Here is an 18,353-nt window from a genome sequence, read left to right on the forward strand (position 1 = left end):
AAGGAGGGCACGGCGATGGTGACCCTCTCCGACGTCGCGCGCCACGCCGGCGTCTCGGCGAGCACGGTCAGCTACGCGCTCAGCGGCAAGCGTCCCATCTCCGACGAGACCAGGCGGCGCGTCGAGCGGGCCATCACGGTGCTCGGCTACCATCCCCACGCGGGCGCCCGGGCCCTGGCCGGCAAACGCTCCCACATCATCGCCCTGGTCGTGCCGCTCCACACCGAGGTCTACGTGCCGACGATGATGGAGATCGCCATCGCGGTCACCGTGACGGCCCGCGAGCACGGCTACGACGTCCTGCTGCTCACCAACGACGAAGGCGCCGAGGGCGTGCGGCGGGTGGCGGCCAGCGGGCTCGCCGACGGCGTGATCCTGATGGACGTCGCGCTGGACGACGACCGCGTCAGGGTCCTTCGCGCCCTGGGCACACCGGCCGCGCTCATCGGCCTGCCCGACGACCCGGCCGGACTCTCCTGCGTCGACAACGACTTCGCCCTGGCGGGCGCGCTGTGCGCGGACCATCTGGCCGACCTGGGCCATCACGACGTCGCCTTCGTCGGCTACGGCAACGGGGTGTACCTGCGGCACGCCGGCTACGCCGAGCGCACACTGACCGGCTTCCGCGACCGCGCCGAGCGGCGCGGCCTGCGCTTCCTGCACCGGCCGTGCGAGGGCACGTACGAGAGCACGGCGGGCACCCTGTCCCGCATCCTCGCCGACCGCCCGGACACCACGGGATTCGTGGTCCAGAACGAGGCGGCGATCGGTCCGCTCCTCAGTCTGCTGCGCGCCGGCGGGCGGATCGTGCCCGAGGACGCCTCGGTCATCGCCATCTGCCCCGAGCCGCTGGCCGACCAGCACTCCCCCCGGCTCACGTCCGTGACGGGCCCGACGAGGGAACTCGGGCAGGCGGCCGTCGCACAGGTCCTGGCCAGGATCACCGCGGTCGCCGAGGGCGGGAGGCCTGAGGACGAACTGCGCCTGATGGCCCCGGAACTGGTCGTCCTCGAGAGCACCGCTCCGGCCCCGCGCCGGAACTCCCACCGTTGACCCACGACCAGAGAGATCGCTCGACATGCAGATGCGCCGGCTCACCGATCGGCTCGACGGCCTCGCGTTCGGCGGGGACTACAACCCGGAGCAGTGGGACGAGGAGGTGTGGAAGGAGGACGACGAACTGATGCGCCGGTCGCGGGTCAACCTGGCCACCGTCGGCGTGTTCTCCTGGGCCCTGCTCGAACCCGAGGAGGGCCACTACGACTTCGCCTGGCTCGACGCCCACCTCGACCGCCTGCACGCCAACGGCGTCGGCGTCGACCTCGCCACCCCGACCGCCTCCCCGCCGCCCTGGTTCACCCTGGCCCACCCCGACGCCCTGCCTGTCACACCGCAGGGCACCCGCCTGACGCACGGCAGCCGGGACACGTACTGTCTCGCCGCGCCCGCCTACCGCCGGGCCGCCCGCCGCATCGCGGACGCCCTCGCCGAACGCTACGGCGACCATCCGGCCCTGGCCCTGTGGCACGTCCACAACGAGTACGCGACCCTCTGCTGGTGCGAGCACACCGCGGCCGCCTTCCGGGTCTGGCTGCGTGCCCGCCACGGCTCACTGGACACCCTCAACGACGCGTGGGGGACGGCGTTCTGGAGCCAGCGGTACACCGCGTGGGAGCAGATCCAGCCGCCCCGCGCCACCCAGTGGCACAAGAACCCCGGCCAGGCCCTGGACTTCCGCCGCTTCTGGTCGGACGAGGCCCTCGCCGCGTACCGCGAGCAGCGCGACGCGATCCGCGCCCACAGCGACCTGCCGGTGACGACGAACCTCATGCTGCCCGGCTACCAGAACCTGGACCTGTGGGCCTTCGGCCGCGAGGTCGACCTGGTCTCCATCGACCACTACCCGGCCGCGCCCGGGGTGGACGCCGCAGCCGACACCGCCTTCGGCGCCGACCGGGCCCGCTCCCTCGGCGGCGGCGCCCCCTGGCTCCTGATGGAGCAGGGAACGAACACCGTCTACGGCGGCGACCGCGTGCTCGGCAAGGAGCCGGGCGACATCGCCCGCCACAGCCTCGGCCACATCGCCCGCGGTTCGGAGGGCGCTCTGTTCTTCCAGTGGCGCCAGTCCCGGGCCGGGGCCGAGCAGTGGCATTCGGCGATGGTCCCGCACGCCGGTCCCGACAGCCGCGTCTTCCGCGAGGTCACGGCCGTCGGAGAGGCCGTCTCCCGGCTCGGCGAACTCGCCGGATCCACCGTCCGGGCCGAGGTCGCCGTCCTGCACGACGCGGACGCCTGGTGGGCCCTGGAGGTCGACGGTCTGCCGTCGAAGGACCTCGACTACCACTCCGCGCTCCGCCGCGCCCACCGGGTCCTGTGGGACGCCGGTGTCACGGTCGACTTCGCCCACCCCGAGCACGACCTGAGCCGCTACCGGCTCGTCCTCGCCCCCGCGCTGTTCCTGCTCTCCGACGCGGGCGCCGCGAACCTGAACCGCTACGTCGCCGGCGGCGGAACGCTCCTCGTCCAGCACTACAGCGGTGCCGTGGACGAGCGCCTCCACGCCCGCCTCGGCGGCTACCCTGCAGCCCCGCTCCGCGAGGCCCTCGGCATCCGGGTCGAGGAGCACCGCCCGCTGGGGCGGGACGAGGAGATCGTCCTGTCCGACGGATCGGGTGCGACCGTCTGGAGCGAGTCCCTGCGTACGGAAGGCGCCGAGACCCTCGCCACGTACACCGGGGGCATGCTCGCCGGCGGCCCCGCTCTCACCCGCCGCGGATTCGGGGCGGGCGCCGGCTGGTACCTCTCCACCCGTCTCGACGACGCCGGTTACGCGGCCCTGGTCGCCCGGCTGCTCGACGAAGCCGGTGTGACCGAGGAGCTCCCGGGCCTGCCGTCCGGTGTCGAGGCCGTCACCCGTCACGCCGGGGACGGGCGGCGCTGGCACGTGCTGATCAACCACCGCGCCGACGCCGTGCCGCTGCCGGAATCCGCGCACGACCTGCTGACGGGCGGCCGGACCGACCGGCTGGAGCCCGGGGGCAGCGCGGTGCTGCGCGCCCACTGAGACACGCCCCACAGGAAGTGAAGCCACCGTGACCGACGTACCCGAGCCGATCCGCCGGGGCCATCGGGCCCGGGGATCGAGATCGCCCTCGGCGGGGACGGCACCGCCCGCCTCGTGCGCGTCGGCGCGCCCGACAACCGCTACCGCTACCGCACCCGCATCTGCCTCCGCCTCCGCCTCCGCCTCCGCCTCCGCCGAGAGGAACTGATCAAGTGTCAGCTCAGCAAGTGGTCACCAACCCCGTGATCCCCGGGTTCCACCCCGATCCCAGCATCTGCCGCGTGGGCGACGACTACTACGTCGTCTGCTCCAGCTTCGAGTACTTCCCCGGCATCCCCGTCTTCCACAGCCGCGACCTGGTGCACTGGACCCAGATCGGCAACGCCCTCGACCGGCCGAGCCAGCTGCGCCTCGACACCTCTTCGTCGGGCGGCATCTACGCGCCCACGCTGCGCCACCACGACGGCAGGTTCTGGCTGATCGTCACCAACGTGGCACGGGGCGAGGGCAACCTGCTGTTCAGCGCCACCGATCCGGCCGGTCCCTGGTCGGACCCGGTCAGGCTCCCGGGGGTTCCCGGCATCGACCCGGATCTCGTCTGGGACGAGGACGGCACCAGCTGGTGCACCGTCGCGGGAGTCTCGCAGGTCCGTCTCGACCTGGCCACCGGCGAGACGCTCGGCGAGCCGCGCAAGCTGTGGTCGGGCACCGGCGGCGCGGCCCCCGAGGCGCCGCACCTGTACCGGATCGGGGAGTACTGGTACCTGCTCATCGCCGAAGGCGGCACCGAGCGTGGCCATGGCGTGTCCATCGCTCGTGGCCGTACGCCCGCCGGCCCGTTCGAATCCGGTCCTGCCAACCCCATCCTCACCCACCGCAGCACCGATCACCCCATCCAGAACACCGGCCACGCGGACCTGGTCCAGGCGCCCGACGGGTCGTGGTGGATGGTGCTGCTCGGCGTCCGGCCGCGCGGCGGCACCCCGGGCTGGCACGTACTCGGCCGCGAGACCTTCCTCGCGCCGGTCGACTGGGTCGACGGCTGGCCGGTCGTCGGCAAGGTCTCGACCGAGCTGCCCGCACCCGCCTGGCCGCTCCGCCCCGGCCCCGACGCTCCGGTCAGGGACGACTTCGACCAGGCCGAGCTGCGGCCCTGCTGGGTCTCGCTGCGTCGGCGCCCCGAGCGGCTGTGCACGACGAAGGAGCGGTCGGGGTGGCTGACGCTCCGCGCCGCGGGTGACTCCCTCGACGCGGACGACGCGGTGTTCGCCGGCCGGCGCCAGCAGCACCTGACCTGTGGGATACGCACACTGGTCGACGCCTCGGAGGGACGCGGCGGCCTGGCCGTCCGGCTCGACGAGCGGCACCACTACGAGATCGAGGCCACCGCCGGAGCGGTGACGGTCTTCGCCCGCGTCGGTCCGCTCCGCACGGAGGTGGCGTCGGCCCCGGTACCGGTGGGGCCGGTGGTCCTCGGCCTCGGCATCGCGCCGCAGCCGCCGGGGGACGCGCGGACCGGACCCGACCTGCTCTCCTTCGGAGTCGAGGAACCGGACGGAAGGTTCACCGTCCTTGCCACGCTCGACGGGCGCTACCTCTCGACCGAGGTGGCGGGCGGGTTCACCGGCCGGGTCATCGGTATGTACGCCTCGGCCGGCACCGTCCACTTCGACTGGTTCGACTACGAGCCGGGGCCGTCGGCGTGACCGGGGTCAACTCCCGGATCGCCCGGAGTGCACGGACTACGCGGGCTGCGCGGGCTGCGGCGTCGGCTTCGGCGTCGGCTTCGGCTTCGGCTTCGGCGGGGCCGTGCTCTCCCGGACGGTGAGAGTGGTCGCGATCTCCAGCCCCACCTGCGCCACCTCCTCGCCCCGGCCGATGGTCAGGGCGATCTCGGTGGCGGCCGTCGCCATCTCGGCCAGCGGCTGGTGGACGGTGGTCAGCGGGGGGGGTCCACCCAGGCCACGGTCGGGACGTCGTCGAAGCCCACCACGCTGAGGTCGTCCGGGATGCGCAGCCCCAGCTCACGGGCGGCCCGGTAGACACCGAGCGCCTGCATGTCGTTCGCCGTGAAGACGGCGGTCGGCCGGTCGGGACGGGACAGCAGCTCACGCGCGGCGGCGTGGCCGTGCTCGCGGGTGAGCTGGGTCTTGATCACCAGGTCCTGTTCCATGGGCAGGCCGGCCTCGGCGAGGGCGGAGACGTATCCGGAGAGCCGGGCGAGGCAGAAGGAACCCGCTGATCATGGCGATGCGCCGGTGCCCGAGGTCGAGCAGGTGCCGGGTGGCGGCCTGGCCGCCGCGCCAGTTGGTGGCGCCGACGAAGGGCACGCCGTCGGGCAGTTCGTCGGCGGGGTCGAAGACGACGAAAGGGATGCCCTTCGCGGTGAGCTGTGCCCGCTCCGCCTCGGACAGCTGGGACACCGAGAGGACGCACCGGGGGCGCCGCTCCACGGTGTCGCCGATGGTCCTGCCCACCGGTTCCCGGAGCTCGAACTCGGAGACCAGCACGCTGACCCGGTTCTTGCGGGCCACGCGCTCGACGCCGCGGATGATCTCCACGGCCCACATCGGCTCGGTCTTTTGGCACGGTCCGCCACCCCTCCCCTGGTCGCGCCCGCCATTCCGGCACCTCCCCCTGGGGACGGCGCACGGCCCGGGCCCGCCCGCCGGGTCGACGGATCATTCCGTACACGCGTCTTGACGGGACACCTACAACCCTGGCTTGATGCATATGGGAGCGCTCCCATCACCCCGTCCCCATTCGTGGAAGGCCCCACCCGTGCCTCCTCTCCTTCTCCGCGGCGCGTCGCGCCGCGCGGCCGCCGCGGTCGCCGGCCTGGCCCTGGCCGCCGGCGCATTGACGGGCACCGCCCTCGCGGCGGACTCCGCCCGCGCGGCGAGCCCGGCCGCTCTCGCGGCGCCCGCCGAATCCCCCGTCCGGGTCAACCAGCTCGGCTACCTGCCCGACGGCCCGAAACGGGCCACCGTGGTCACCTCCGCGGCCTCGCCGCTCACGTGGCAGCTCCGCGACGCCTCCGGCACCCAGGTCGCGTCGGGCAGCACCGCGGTGCGCGGCGCCGATCAGGCGTCCGGCCAGTCGACCCACCTGGTGGACTTCGGCGCCTTCACCGGCACGGGCACGGGCTTCACCCTGGTGGCCGGCGGTCAGGCGAGCCACCCGTTCGACATCTCCGCCTCGCTGTACGACGGACTGCGCTCCGACAGCATGTCGTTCTTCTACCAGCAGCGCAGCGGCGTCGCGATCGACGCGGCCCTGGCGGGCAGCGCGTACGCACGCCCCGCCGGACACCTCGGCGTGGCCCCGAACAAGGGCGACACCAGCGTGCCGTGCCAGGCCGGGGTGTGCGACTACCGGCTGGACGTCCGTGGCGGCTGGTACGACGCGGGCGACCACGGCAAATACGTGGTCAACGGCGGCATCGCGACCTGGCAGATCGTCAACTCCTACGAGCGGGCCCGCCGCTCCGGCGGCGACGCCGCCCTGGGCGACTCGACGCTGCGGGTGCCGGAGCGCGGCAACGGAGTGCCGGACGTGCTCGACGAAGCCCGCTGGGAACTCGAGTTCCTGATGCGGATGCAGGTCCCGGCAGGCCGGTCATCGGCGGGCATGGCCTTCCACAAGATGCACGACGCCCAGTGGACCGCCGTACCGACGCGCCCTGAACTGGACGACAGGGTGCGGGAGTTGCACCGCCCGTCCACGGCGGCCACGCTGAACCTGGCGGCGACGGCCGCCCAGTGCGCCCGGGTGTACGCGCCGCACGACGCGGCCTTCGCCGCCCGCTGCCTGGACGCCGCCCGCGTCGCCTGGGCGGCCGCCAAGGCCAACCCGAACGTGCTCGCCCCGGCGAGCGACAACGCCGGCGGCGGCGCGTACGAGGACGCCGACGTCTCCGACGAGTTCTACTGGGCGGCTGCCGAACTGCTCGCCACCACCGGCGAGGCGCAGTACCGGGACGCCGTGACCTCCTCCCCGCACCACACCAAGCCCGCCGACGGCCCTTGGTGGGGCGGTACGGCGACGCTGGGCCGGATCACCCTCGCCACGCTCGCCGGCGTGTCGCTTCCGGCCGACGACGTGACCCGGGTGCGCGGCGTGCTGACGGCCGCGGCCGACGGCCACCTGTCCACCGCGGCCGGCCAGGGCTACGCGGTGCCGATCCCCGCGACGGGCTACGTGTGGGGATCGAACAGCGCCGTCGCCAACAACGCGATGACGATGGCCGTGGCGTACGAGCTGACCGGTGCGCAGCGCTACCGGGCGGGCGCGCTCGAGTCGCTGGACTACCTGCTCGGCCGCAACGCCCTGGACCGCTCGTACGTCACCGGGTACGGCGAGCGCGCCTCCGAGAACCAGCACCACCGCTTCTGGGCGCACCAGAACGACGCCTCGCTGCCGCACCCGCCGGCCGGTTCCTTCGCGGGCGGGCCGAACGCGGGTCTTGAGGACCCGGTGGCGAAGGAGCGGCTGAACGGCTGCGCCCCGGCCGCCTGCTACGTGGACGACATCGGCTCGTACGCCACGAACGAGGTGGCGATCAACTGGAACTCGGCGCTGGCGTGGCTGACGGCCTTCGCCGCGGAGCGGCGCGACGTGCCGGCGACCCCCGCGGTGCAGGTGACGCCCGCCGCGGTGACGGTTCCGGAGGGCGGCTCGGCGGCGGTGGGGGTCCGGCTGTCGGCCGCGCCCGCGCAGGAGGTCACGGTGGCGGTGGCCCGGTCGGCGGGCGACGAGGACCTGTCCGCGACAGCGGGTACGACGCTGGTGTTCACGCCCGCGAACTGGGCCACGGCGCAGCAGGTCTCGGTGTCCGCCGCGCAGGACGGGGACGCGGTGGCGGGCAGCGCGACGTTCGGCGCGGCCGGGACCGGAGTGCGGTCGGCGACGTTCACGGCCACCGAGGCGGACGACGACACGGCGCCGCCCTCGGCGTCCTGTGCGGTGACGTACCGGGTGGCCAGCTCGTGGGGCAACGGCTTCACGGCGACGGTGACCGTGAAGAACACCGGGACGTCGGCGTTCTCCGGCTGGACGGCCGGGTGGAGCTTCGCGGGCGACCAGCGGATCAGCAGCGCCTGGAACGCGACGGCGAGCCAGTCCGGAAATGCGGTGACCGTCCGGGATTCCGGGTGGAACGGTTCGCTGGCGCCGGGCGGCAGCGCGGAGTTCGGGTTCCAGGCGACGTATTCGGGCACGAACGCGGTGCCGACGCGGTTCACGGTGAACGGCGCGGTCTGCTCCTGAGCCGGTCACGCCCTGCCCATGCCCCCGGGAGGGGCACGGGCAGGGCGTCGTCCGTGGCCCTCAGGAGACCCGCACGTCGACGAGCCGTTAGAGGAAGAACTCGTGCTTGAGGAAGGAGACGTCGTCGTCGCCGGTGAGCTGCCGCCAGAGCAGGATGCGGTTGTACCGCTCAAGCCGGCCGGCCGCTCCCTCGTACCCCGGGAACATCGTGTCCAGCTCGGCGATCACCTGCGGGTCGTCGAGGTCCGAGGTGTCCCACAGACGGCGCTGGCGTACCCGGGGATTGAAGCGGATCTTGAACATGTGGCGGATGGTGTCGCTGTCGTTGCGCCGGCCGCCGTGCCAGATGCCGTGGTGCACAAACACCACGGTGCCGGCCGGGCAGACCAGCCGGTCCTGGCCGCGCAGGTTCTGGTAGCGGCCGGTGTCCGCGGTGGTCCACCCACGGTTCCGGGCCGACCAGGCTGCGCAGGGCCCCTGCCACCCGTGGCAGCGCGAGCAGCCTGCGCACGAAGGAGCCGTCCGGTTACGCGTCGGACGGCGGCGTCCCGCACGGCACGGACGGCAGCCCTTCGGCGAGTACGGCCAGGCCCTCGGCGTTCATCTCCGCGGGGACGACCGCGTCGAGGCGCAGCGACCCGCGGGCGACGAAGCGCGCCATCCGGACCGGGTTCAGCGGTTCCCGCCTGTTCTCCATGACGGCCACGCCAGGTCGCGACCACCGCGTTCCGCGTGGGCCGCGTTCACCCTCCACTGGTCGGTTCTCACCCTCGGCACCGGGGACACCTCACCGCACCCCTGAAGCGCCGACTGCTGCGCGGCAGCCCGAGATACCCGCACAGGCCTCTGCATACCTGGGTCTGCGTCTCACCCAGTTCCGTGACCAGGTGCATTTCCTGCCCGACCGGGATGTGGAACGGGCTTCCTTACTCACGCAGCTCGCGCGCCGTGACGTCACCGTGGTGTTCGACCGGCCTGATCCGACCCGTAGCAGCACTCCCGGTTCCTCGCACGGCGTTCTTCCGGTCAGTGGCTGCCGATCGGCCCGTCGCGGTTCCGGCATGACGCCCTCCCTCGTGTCGTGCGGGCGGAGATGACTCCCTCGCGCATCCGTACGCGTACCGGCAACCGAAACAACGCGTACATCCATCGCTTCACGGGAGGCCGCTGTGCTCGTTCTGATCGGATTGATCGTCGTCGCCGTCCTGATCGGCGCGTTCGTCCTCGGCACCAAGGTCCGCGACGGGGAGGCCCCGCCGCCGGACCCCGCCTCGCATCCGCTGCGACCCCCCACCGACCGCCTGCCGGGCGAGATGTCCGCGTACCGGAGGCCCTTCGCCATCCCCCGCACAGACTGGGCACACCGCCTCCGGCCGCACCAGCTCGGAGCCAGTACGGAGACGTCACCGGTTCCGCCGCGGGAGTAGCCGGCACGTCCCGCGAGCGCATCCGGCGCAGGGCGGACTCCTCGGAGTCATGCAGCGTTCGACCCGCTACGCAGCGTTTACGCACCGTAAGGGGATCGCATGGCAGAGACGACCACGGGAATCACCACGGGGGCCTTGGCCCGACGCCTGGGGGTGTCGCCGACCACCGTTCGTTCCTGGGAACAGCGCTACGGCATCGGGCCGGCGGTCCGCGCGGATGGCAAGCACCGGCGCTGGTCCCCCACCGATGTCGCGATGCTCGAGGAGATGTGCCGTCTCACCGCCTCGGGCGTTCCCCCTGCGGAAGCCGCTCGGGCCGCCCGGAGCGACCGCCGGGACCCCGTCGACATGGACCTTGGGCTCCTCGCCCGGTCCGCGTCCGACGCCGGTCCTTCCTCGGGCAGCAGGCCGGCCGGAGGCGGCGGACTGCCTCTGGGGGATGTGCGCCTGGAGTGCCGGGGCCTGGCCCGGGCGGCAGTCCGGCTGGACGCCCCGGCGATGGAGACGCTGCTGAACCAGGTGATCTCCGACCACGGCCTCTTGACCGCGTGGGAGGAGGTGATGGTGCCCACCCTGCACGCCGTCGGCCGTAAATGGGAATCCTCGGACGACCGTTACGTCGAAGTCGAGCATCTGCTGTCCTGGCAGGTCTCGACCGCGCTTCGCCGCGCCGCCATCGCCTCCGTGGGGAGTCCGAAGCCTCCGGTTCTGCTTGCGTGCGTGCCCGCGGAGCCCCATACGCTTCCGCTCGAAGCACTTGCCGCGGGCCTGTCCGAGCGGGGTATCGCGACCCGTATGTTCGGAGGCTCCGTCCCCGCGGAGGCACTGGATTCGGCGGTGCGCAGGTGCGGTCCCGCCGCGGTCGTGCTGTGGTCTCAAGCGCGTTCGACGGCGAGCCACGCACTGGCACGCCACGTAGCGGGCATGACGTTCGGTTTGCGCGGTGCCCGGACGGCGCCGCTGGTGCTGCTGGCGGGCCCCGGCTGGGCGGGCCGGACCTCCGACTCCGGCATGCTGCGGCCCCGGAGCCTGCGGGAGGCTCTCGACGCCATTTCCCGTGTCTACGGCGAGCCCTTGCCGGGATCGGAACGCTGATCCGCCCCGGACGGGACATGGCGCGGGTTTCCCCGGTAGCGAGCCGTCAGCCTGTTCCGGCCACGGGGACCGCCGTGACGACGAGGTTGCGCAGATAGCCGCCCCTGTCAGGGTCGTACGGTGAGGCGCAGGTGATCAGGGTGAGGACGGGTGGGCCCGATCTGGCGAAAGCGGATGCGGGCAGCTCGCTCTTGTCGACGGTCTCGCGGGACGTGATGCGGTACGAGACAGCAGGCGCACCGTCGCGTCGCACCAGCACCGTGTCATCGGCGCGGACGTCGAAGAGGGCGCCGAATTCGCCCAGGTCTCCCGAACGCGAGTCGACGTGCCCCATCAGTACGGCCGAGCCGGAGGGCTCGCCCGGAGCGGGGCCGAAGCGGTACCAGCCGGCCAGTCCGGGATCGGCGGGAACCTGGGCGCTGCCGTCCTGACCGACGCCGACCGGTATGACGGAGGCATCGAGGCCGACGCGCGGGATCTCGATGCGGAGCGGGCGAGCGGGTTCTCCGAGCGACTTCCCGGCCCGCGCGGGTGCGGGACCCAGCGAGACGGAGGCGTGCCCCGGGGACGCCTCCGGCCTGGGCTCGGAGGCGGAGAGTGACGTCCGGGCGGGGATGTCCGGGGCTGCCCGGGCGGAGGGCTGGAGTGTCACTCCGACCGCCAGTGCGGCCGTTCCGGAGGCGGCCAGCACTGCGACTGCGACGCAGTACGCCGGACGCCTTCGGGACGGTGCTGCCCTTCGTGCTTCAGGCACGGGAGCGTGCCACCACACGGCGAGCCGTGAGGGCGCCGGCGAGCGCGAGCAGTCCGGTTCCGGCGGAGAGGGCGATCCAGGCATCGGAGTTGTTGGGCTGACCGAGTCCGGCGGCCACCGCGGAGGGTGCGCCGTGCATACCGGTCAGAGTCTGGACCTTGAGCGCGAGGTTCTTGTCCGCGGCACTGCCCCAGGCGTAGACGACGTTCGTCGTGCCTTCCTTCAGGTCGAGGTCTGCCGGGCCGATCACGACATCGTCGCTTCCGGCGAGGACGACGTCGGCCGAGACGGTGCCGGCGGGCAGTTCAGCGGTGGCCTCCTTGGGGTTCTCGAGTGCCTTGAACACGGGCTGGCCTTGTGCCCTGACGTCCACGGCGGGTGCGGCGGCGACGTGGCGCACGGTCAGCCGGGTCTCCCCCGCGGGGATCTTCGAGGTGTCGTTGACGAATGCGGCGAGCTGGGGCTTGCCATCGGCCGACAGGTGCGCGACGACGGTCGCGTTCGCGCCCGCGGGGACTTCCACGGTCTTCTGGATGGCGGGAGTCCCCTTGGGGTCGGCTCCGGCCGGGAAGACCTTCAGGTCGTAACTCCCCGCGGGGAGTTCCTGGGGTTCGGTCAGGGTGCCCGGCTTGAAGTCCGGGAGGAGTTCGTCACCGTTGGCGTACACGTCGACAGTCAGTCCGGGCACCGCGTGCAGGACAGACACCGTGGCCTTGTCCTCGTCGGCGGCGGAGGCGGGCAGCGCGGCGCTCAGGGCGATGGCGCATGTCCCGAGGGTGGCTGCCACCAGGGTGGGGGTCCGGGGATTCATCTCTGATTCCTTTCGAACCATTCACTCCGTGCGAGTGAGCGGATATCTGAGCTTCGCCGCGCGACCAGGGGCGGGATGCAGATTTACCCGCCCGGGTCTTTTCGATGCAATATCAATGCGCATTGCCGCAGCGCATCGATTCGACGGACCGTGTGGGGGACGGTGCATTCTCGTGCCATAGGAGCAAGCCATGGTCTCCGCTCGATACTCGGAGTCGACTCAAGGTCGTCGGCAGGTGCCGCACGCGACCAGCACCCGGGCAACGCAGACGGCTGAGCGTTCCATGATGCTCGACGGGTCGGAAGCAGAGCTTTCGGCGCGGTTCACGAGCGGTGATCCGTCCGCGCTGGCCGCTCTCTACGAGCGGCACTCCCCTCTGGTCTACGCGCTCGCCCGTCGTGCCCTCGGCAACGCCCAGGACGCGGAGGACGTCACGCAGCAGGTGTTCATCGCCGCCTGGCGCGGCCGTGCCGGATACCGCCCGGAACGAGGTGCGCTCGGTGGCTGGCTCGCCGGCATCGCACGACACGTCATCCTGGACGCGCGTACGGCACGCACACGGCGAACCGATCTCGAGCACGCTTTGACGAGACAGCACGCACAGGTGGTCCGCAACCACAGCAGGGACGAGTGCGAGCAAGCTCTGAACCGCGTGCTCGTCCTGCAGAAGCTCTGCCTCCTCTCCCCCGTCCAACGCCGTCTGGTCGGAATGGCGATCTACGGTGACATGACCCAGGCGCAGATCTCGGAGGAGACCGGGCTCCCGCTCGGCACGGTCAAGAGTCACATCAGGCGGGCCCTGCACGCCCTTCGGCGTTGCATGGAACCACCTGCCTGAGCTGACGGCGCCCAGGGCCGTACGGGTGAAGGTCGCATCCAACGGCACCAAATCGCCATAAGCCCCAGTCGAACCGTCCCCATGAGCTGCCAAGGAGATCCGATGGCCTTCGTCGAGACACATACACCCGGCGCCTACACCCCGAGGGCCGGCCTCTACGAGTGCGACTGCGCCGGGGGGCACCTCTGGCGGATCGACCTGGCCGGTCACCTCTTCCCTCCGTTCCCACCTGGTTGTTCCGCGGAGCGCTGGCGGGCGAAAGAGGGCGGAACCATGACCTCCGCTGCTCCCGAGGGCAGCCCTCGGCCATGAGGGCGAGGAACTCGGTGACGAACGCGAAGCCGCGAACACGTGCACCCCACCGGCTCCTCCCGGGTGCGGGCCCCCGTGCCGGGCGGCGGCGACGGCTACTTCGGCGCGATGTCGATGCGCAGGCCGATCAGTGTCTGCTGGCTGTCGGCGGTGTCGGCGGTGTCGGCGGCACGGGGGTGGTGCCGCGTGGGATCAAGAGCATCTTGCCGGGTACGGGGAGGGGCCCGGTGCGGGCGGCGTAACGGTCCCCGTGGGTGAGGTAGGTGCAGTGGGCGTTGCGGGGGGACCGACCGGCCGTGGTGGTGGGGGTGTGCGCGTGGCGCAGGTCCAGGACGGCGACGGGAACCCGCGCGTCTCGTGAACGCCCTGGGCCCTACGGCCGCCGGGCGCCCTTCCCGTCATCTCCCAGGCCGGCGTCGCGGTCGTGGTGACGGCGAGATCGTGGAGCGCCCCCTCCGGGTACGGCCGATCACGGCTTCGCGGCACGGGCCGCGGTGGGCGCTGCTCCCGTGATGGGTCCCGGAGCGGGTCCGGAGGACTCGTGCCGCCCGTCCCCACGAGGTGAGGCGGCGAGTCGGCGAAGGGTGCAGACTGGTCCTGGAGCCCCGCGTGATCCCGTTTCCGACCCCCGGCGAGAGACACCTCATGCGCTGCGAGGTTCCAGCCCAATCGTGTGGTGGCGGCCAAGCCGGCGCGGAGGACACATGACAGCACCACAAGGCTCCGCATCCCGTGCCGGACCGGAACAGAGGGCCGGCGGGGCCCCGCCCCCCGCCCCTACGATCGACCCGGCGGACCAGTTGGCGCGGCTCGGCCGTTCCTGGGTCTGGCTCCTCGGCGCCGCGATGGCGACACTCGTCCCGGGCATCCTGGCGCTCGTCTGGCCGGATGTCACCCTGCACGTCCTGGCCGTGCTGATCGGGGTGTACCTGTTGCTGATCGGTGGCTTCCGGTTCGTGGCCGTGTTCGGGCGCAACAGCGACCGCGTGCCCGGCCTCATCGTGGCCGTGCTGTGTGTCCTGGGTGGCGTGCTGTGCCTGAGGAACCCACTCCAGACGATCGCCGCGCTCTCGCTGATCGTCGGCGCCGTCTGGCTGGTGTCCGGCATCGTCACCCTCTACACGGCCATCGCCACCAAGGACATGCCGCACCGCGGCATCGTCATGGCCGTCGCGGCCCTCGGCATCGTCGCGGGAATCGTCGTCCTCGCGCTGCCGGCGGAGTCGGCCCGGACCCTGACCAGGCTGCTCGGCCTGTGGCTCGTCCTCCTCGGCCTGGCGGAGACGGCAGTCGCGTTGGCGTGGCGGTCGGCGCTGCGCAGGGCGGGCATCTCGGGCCACGACTCGTCCGGCCCCGCCCTCTGACGACAGACGCGCCGCTCCCGCCGCCGCCTCCGCACGCCCACTTCTCGTCCACGGCAACCGGTCCGCCCCGAGCCCCGGCCCGCCGTTCCTCCATGCGGCTGGAACCCACCTGGGCGGCCAGGAGGGTCACAGACGGATGACCACCAGCGCTGTGTCGTCTGTGTTGCCGACGTGCGGGAGGAGATCGGCCAGCAGAGCGTCGGCCAGGGCCTCGGGGTCGGCTCGCCTGTGACGGACGAGGGAGTCGGCGAGGCGGGCCAGGCCGGTGTCGATGTCCTCGGAGCGGCGCTCGATCAGGCCGTCGGTGTACATGACCAGGGTGGCACCCTCGGCAAAGGCCGTAACGGCCTCCGGACGCGCAACGTGTTCGGGGCGCGCGCCGAGAGGCGGGTCGGTCGCCTGGTCGAGGAAGGTCACGGTGCCGTCGGGGTGGAGCAGGGCGGGTGGAGGATGGCCCGCACTGCTGTAGGTGAGGGTGTGCGTGTCCCAGTCGATGAAGGTCTTCACCACGGTGGTCGACTCGGCCCCCTCGACATGCCGGGCATACAGACCGAGGGCCTCCAGGGCTCGGGCCGGGCCGTCGGCGACGCGAGCGGCCGCGCTCAGTGCGCTGCGCAGTTGCCCCATCACGCAGGCGGCCCGCAGGCCATGGCCGACCACATCGCCGACGGCGACCGCGATACGGTCCCCGGGCAGGTCCACCAGGTCGTACCAGTCGCCGCACACGTTGAGGGCGCCCACGGCCGGCCGGTAGCGGACGGCCGCCCGGTGGTGACCGACCGGTGTCGGGGCGGGGAGCATCGCCTCCTGCAGGGCCAGGGCGACCTCGCGGTCGCGGGCATGAGCCCGTCGCAGGCGTTCGTTCACCTCCTGCAGTTCACGGGAGCGGGTGTAGAGCTCCGCCTCCAGCACGCGGGCTCCGCCGCCGCCGTCCGTGCCGCCGCGGGCACGGATGAGCTCGGTGACCTCCTGCACGCGGTGCACGATCAGCACCACGTGCCCGTCCGGTCCCCGCACGGGTGCGTTGACCGGGCTCCAGAAGTGCTCCACCCAGTGATCGGGCCTGTCGGGATCCTCGATGTCGTAGCGCAGCAGCGCCATCGTGTCGCGCTCGCCGGTGGCCACCACGCGCCGCATCGACGCCTGGGTCTCCCGCATGCCTGCCGCGGCCGGCTCGTGGGGGTTCTCGGGGAACACGTCGAAGATGTAGCGGCCCAGCAGCTGCTCGCGCGTGCGCCCGGCCAGCCGGAGGAAGTCCTCGTTGGCGTCGGCGTAGACCAGGTCGGGGGTGAGCAGCGCCACCATGCCCGGAAGGGCCCGGAAAGCCGCCGCGTAGTCGATCTGCGGATTCCTCATGTGCTGCCCGCCTCGGATCCGAACTGTACTGGCGCTCCACGATAGAAGCTGACACGCCGTGGAACCGGGCGGCGCAGCAGGTGGGACGACTTCGGCCGGCAGGAACCCATCCCTCCATGACGCGTGCGGCATGAGCACGCTATCCGCGTTTGCACTTATAGCGCGTCTGCAATTATTGTTGCAGCACGTAAACCGCCTACTCAAGCAAACACGGAAGGGGTGGGCCATGCCGCTCGCGCTCCTCGCTCTGGCAGTCGGGGCCTTCGGGGTCGGGACGACCGAGTTCGTCGTCATGGGGCTGCTGCCCGACATCGCCGCCGACTACGGCGTCTCCATCCCCACCGCCGGGCTGCTGGTCACCGGCTACGCGCTCGGCGTCGTCGTCGGTGCGCCGCTGCTCACCGTCCTCGGCGGCCGGGTGAGCCGCAAGCGGATGCTCATGCTGCTCATGGGCCTGTTCGTGGTCGGCAACGTGCTGTCCGCCCTCGCCCCGACCTTCGGGACGATGCTGGCCGGCCGCGTGGTCGCCTCACTCGCCCACGGCTCGTTCTTCGGCATCGGGTCCGTCGTCGCCGCCGGCCTCGTGGCCCCGGACAAGAAGGCCGGCGCCATCGCCACCATGTTCACCGGCCTCACCGTCGCCAACATCATCGGCGTACCGCTCGGCACGTTCATCGGGCAGGCGGTCGGCTGGCGGACCACCTTCGCACTCGTCGCCGCGCTCGGTGTCGTCGGACTGCTCGGCATCGCGAGGCTCGTACCCGCCATGTCCCGCCCCGAGGGTGCCCGCCTGGGCCGCGAGCTCAAGGCGTTCCGCAACCCGCAGGTGCTGCTCGCCATGGCGATGACCGTCCTCGGCTTCGGAGGCGTCTTCGCCGCGATCACCTACATCGCACCGATGATGACCGAGGTCGCCGGCTACTCCGAAGGCGCGGTCACCTGGCTCCTCGCCCTCTTCGGCGTCGGCATGTTCCTCGGCAACCTGATCGGCGGCCGGTACGCCGACCGTGCGCTGATGCCCCTGCTGTACGCCACCCTCGGCGGGCTCGCGACCGTCCTCACGCTGTTCACCGTGCTCGCCCACGACAAGGTCCTCGCCGCGATCGCCATCCTCCTCGTCGGCGCGCTCGGCTTCGCCACGGTGCCGCCGCTGCAGAAGCGCGTCCTCGACCAGGCACACGGCGCGCCCACCCTGGCCTCAGCCGTCAACATCGGCGCCTTCAACCTCGGCAACGCCCTCGCCGCCTGGCTCGGCGGCCTCGTCATCGCCGCCGGCTTCGGCTACACCGCCCCGAACTGGGTCGGCGCCGCCCTCGCCGCCGCCGCCCTCGGCCTCGCCTTCTGGTCCGCCGCGCTGGAGCGCCGGGCCCTTGGGTCCGCGCCGGCCGAGGCCGCCGTCACCCCCGCCCGTACTCCCGTACACCACTGACCGCCCTCCACTCCCCCTGTGCACCCCCGAGGAGAACCGCCTTGAGTACCACCGCCGCCACCGCATTCACCCCGCTGACGACCGCCGAGGCCGAGACCCTGATCGCCACCGCCCGTCGCGCCGCCGAAAGCGCCGGGGTCACCGTCAGCGTTACCGTGCTGGACGCCGGCGGGCACCTGCTCGCCTTCCGCCGTGACGACCAGGCAGTGCTGATCTCGGGCGAGACCAGCACGCGCAAGGCGTACACCGCCCTCCAGCTCAACGCCCCCACGGCCGACCTGGTCGACCTCGTCAAGCCCGACGGCCCCTTCCACTCCCTCACCACCGCCCTCGACCGGCCGCTGCTCTTCATCGCCGGCGGTCTGCCGATCCACCGCGACGGCCGCCTCGTCGGCGCCATCGGTATCGGTGGCGGCGCGCCGGAGCAGGACCATAGCTTCGCCACCACCGCTCTGAAGGAGCTCTCCCGATGACACGCCGCAGGTCTTCGCCGACGCACGGCGCCGCGAGCGCTTCTGCTCCGGCGGATGAGGTCACTGGTGGCACGAGCCGTCCGACACACACAGGCTGACGGACACAACGGTCTGTGCGGCAGGAGCCCGAAGCGCAAACCGTCCGCTCCGCCATGACGTGAG

At 72.2% G+C, this 18,353-nt stretch carries 16 protein-coding genes and 1 pseudogene; 10 read left to right on the forward strand and 7 right to left on the reverse strand.

Annotation, left to right across the window (positions count from 1 at the left end; all coding sequences use genetic code 11):
- Positions 1-15: 15 nt before the first annotated feature.
- The 3 genes from ACIA8N_RS33470 (at position 16) to ACIA8N_RS33480 (ending at position 4,770) form a co-directional block, all read left to right on the forward strand.
- Positions 16-1,053 (forward strand): LacI family DNA-binding transcriptional regulator, encoded by a 1,038-nt coding sequence (locus tag ACIA8N_RS33470; RefSeq protein WP_365784605.1) that lies wholly within the window; start codon positions 16-18, stop codon positions 1,051-1,053.
- 25 nt (positions 1,054-1,078) lie between these two features.
- On the forward strand, positions 1,079-3,064 hold the full coding sequence (locus tag ACIA8N_RS33475) for a beta-galactosidase (protein ID WP_365784607.1): 1,986 nt from the start codon (positions 1,079-1,081) through the stop codon (positions 3,062-3,064).
- Between the two features lie 212 nt (positions 3,065-3,276).
- Positions 3,277-4,770, forward strand: a complete 1,494-nt coding sequence (locus tag ACIA8N_RS33480; protein ID WP_365784609.1) for a glycoside hydrolase family 43 protein — start codon at positions 3,277-3,279, stop codon at positions 4,768-4,770.
- A gap of 36 nt (positions 4,771-4,806) precedes the next feature.
- Here ACIA8N_RS33480 and ACIA8N_RS33485 read toward each other — a convergent pair whose 3' ends face one another.
- The 3 genes from ACIA8N_RS33485 to ACIA8N_RS33495 are packed head-to-tail and all read right to left on the reverse strand — an operon-like array spanning position 4,807 to position 5,625.
- A complete protein-coding gene (locus ACIA8N_RS33485) occupies positions 4,807-4,977 on the reverse strand; it encodes a hypothetical protein (RefSeq protein WP_365784611.1) in 171 nt (56 codons plus the stop codon).
- A gap of 26 nt (positions 4,978-5,003) precedes the next feature.
- Positions 5,004-5,237, reverse strand: a complete 234-nt coding sequence (locus ACIA8N_RS33490; RefSeq protein ID WP_365784613.1) for a substrate-binding domain-containing protein — start codon at positions 5,235-5,237, stop codon at positions 5,004-5,006.
- On the reverse strand, positions 5,173-5,625 hold the full coding sequence (locus ACIA8N_RS33495) for a hypothetical protein (RefSeq protein WP_365784615.1): 453 nt from the start codon (positions 5,623-5,625) through the stop codon (positions 5,173-5,175). Before ACIA8N_RS33495 ends, ACIA8N_RS33490 begins: the two co-directional genes overlap by 65 nt.
- A gap of 220 nt (positions 5,626-5,845) precedes the next feature.
- Between ACIA8N_RS33495 and ACIA8N_RS33500 the strand changes: the two genes are divergently transcribed.
- The gene (locus ACIA8N_RS33500) at positions 5,846-8,332 is read left to right on the forward strand and encodes a glycoside hydrolase family 9 protein (RefSeq protein ID WP_399416864.1); all 2,487 of its coding nucleotides are present in this window, start codon (positions 5,846-5,848) and stop codon (positions 8,330-8,332) included.
- Positions 8,333-8,419: 87 nt separating this feature from the next.
- Here the strand turns inward: ACIA8N_RS33500 and ACIA8N_RS33505 are convergent.
- Positions 8,420-9,029, reverse strand: a pseudogene (locus ACIA8N_RS33505) (phytanoyl-CoA dioxygenase).
- Between the two features lie 472 nt (positions 9,030-9,501).
- Between ACIA8N_RS33505 and ACIA8N_RS33510 the strand changes: the two are divergent.
- Together ACIA8N_RS33510 and ACIA8N_RS33515 are read left to right on the forward strand one after the other, a co-directional pair.
- The gene (locus tag ACIA8N_RS33510) at positions 9,502-9,759 is read left to right on the forward strand and encodes a DUF6479 family protein (RefSeq protein WP_365784617.1); all 258 of its coding nucleotides are present in this window, start codon (positions 9,502-9,504) and stop codon (positions 9,757-9,759) included.
- Between the two features lie 99 nt (positions 9,760-9,858).
- Positions 9,859-10,854 carry a MerR family transcriptional regulator gene (locus ACIA8N_RS33515; RefSeq protein WP_365784619.1) on the forward strand — a complete coding sequence of 332 codons (996 nt, stop codon included), beginning with the start codon at positions 9,859-9,861 and terminating at the stop codon, positions 10,852-10,854.
- A gap of 46 nt (positions 10,855-10,900) precedes the next feature.
- Here the strand turns inward: ACIA8N_RS33515 and ACIA8N_RS33520 are convergent, their stop codons facing one another.
- Both ACIA8N_RS33520 and ACIA8N_RS33525 read right to left on the reverse strand, forming a co-directional pair.
- Entirely contained in the window at positions 10,901-11,506 is a 606-nt protein-coding gene (locus ACIA8N_RS33520; RefSeq protein WP_365784621.1) for a class F sortase, read from the reverse strand.
- Between the two features lie 94 nt (positions 11,507-11,600).
- A complete protein-coding gene (locus ACIA8N_RS33525; RefSeq protein WP_365784623.1) occupies positions 11,601-12,419 on the reverse strand; it encodes a DUF4397 domain-containing protein in 819 nt (272 codons plus the stop codon).
- Between the two features lie 235 nt (positions 12,420-12,654).
- Between ACIA8N_RS33525 and ACIA8N_RS33530 the strand changes: the two genes are divergently transcribed.
- Entirely contained in the window at positions 12,655-13,257 is a 603-nt protein-coding gene (locus tag ACIA8N_RS33530; protein WP_365784625.1) for a sigma-70 family RNA polymerase sigma factor, read from the forward strand.
- Between the two features lie 1,016 nt (positions 13,258-14,273).
- A complete protein-coding gene (locus ACIA8N_RS33535; RefSeq protein ID WP_365784627.1) occupies positions 14,274-14,933 on the forward strand; it encodes a DUF308 domain-containing protein in 660 nt (219 codons plus the stop codon).
- A 126-nt stretch (positions 14,934-15,059) separates the two neighbouring features.
- On the opposite strand, the gene ACIA8N_RS33540 is transcribed toward ACIA8N_RS33535, so the two are convergent.
- The gene (locus ACIA8N_RS33540) at positions 15,060-16,289 is read right to left on the reverse strand and encodes a SpoIIE family protein phosphatase (RefSeq protein WP_365784629.1); all 1,230 of its coding nucleotides are present in this window, start codon (positions 16,287-16,289) and stop codon (positions 15,060-15,062) included.
- Between the two features lie 226 nt (positions 16,290-16,515).
- Here ACIA8N_RS33540 and ACIA8N_RS33545 point away from each other — a divergent pair, with 226 nt between their 5' ends.
- Positions 16,516-17,718 carry an MFS transporter gene (locus ACIA8N_RS33545; RefSeq protein ID WP_365784631.1) on the forward strand — a complete coding sequence of 401 codons (1,203 nt, stop codon included), beginning with the start codon at positions 16,516-16,518 and terminating at the stop codon, positions 17,716-17,718.
- Positions 17,719-17,759: 41 nt separating this feature from the next.
- Positions 17,760-18,191, forward strand: a complete 432-nt coding sequence (locus ACIA8N_RS33550) for a heme-binding protein (protein WP_365784634.1) — start codon at positions 17,760-17,762, stop codon at positions 18,189-18,191.
- The last annotated feature ends 162 nt before the right edge of the window (positions 18,192-18,353 follow it).

Source organism: Streptomyces sp. NPDC051822 (assembly GCF_044452745.1).
GTDB lineage: Bacteria > Actinomycetota > Actinomycetes > Streptomycetales > Streptomycetaceae > Streptomyces.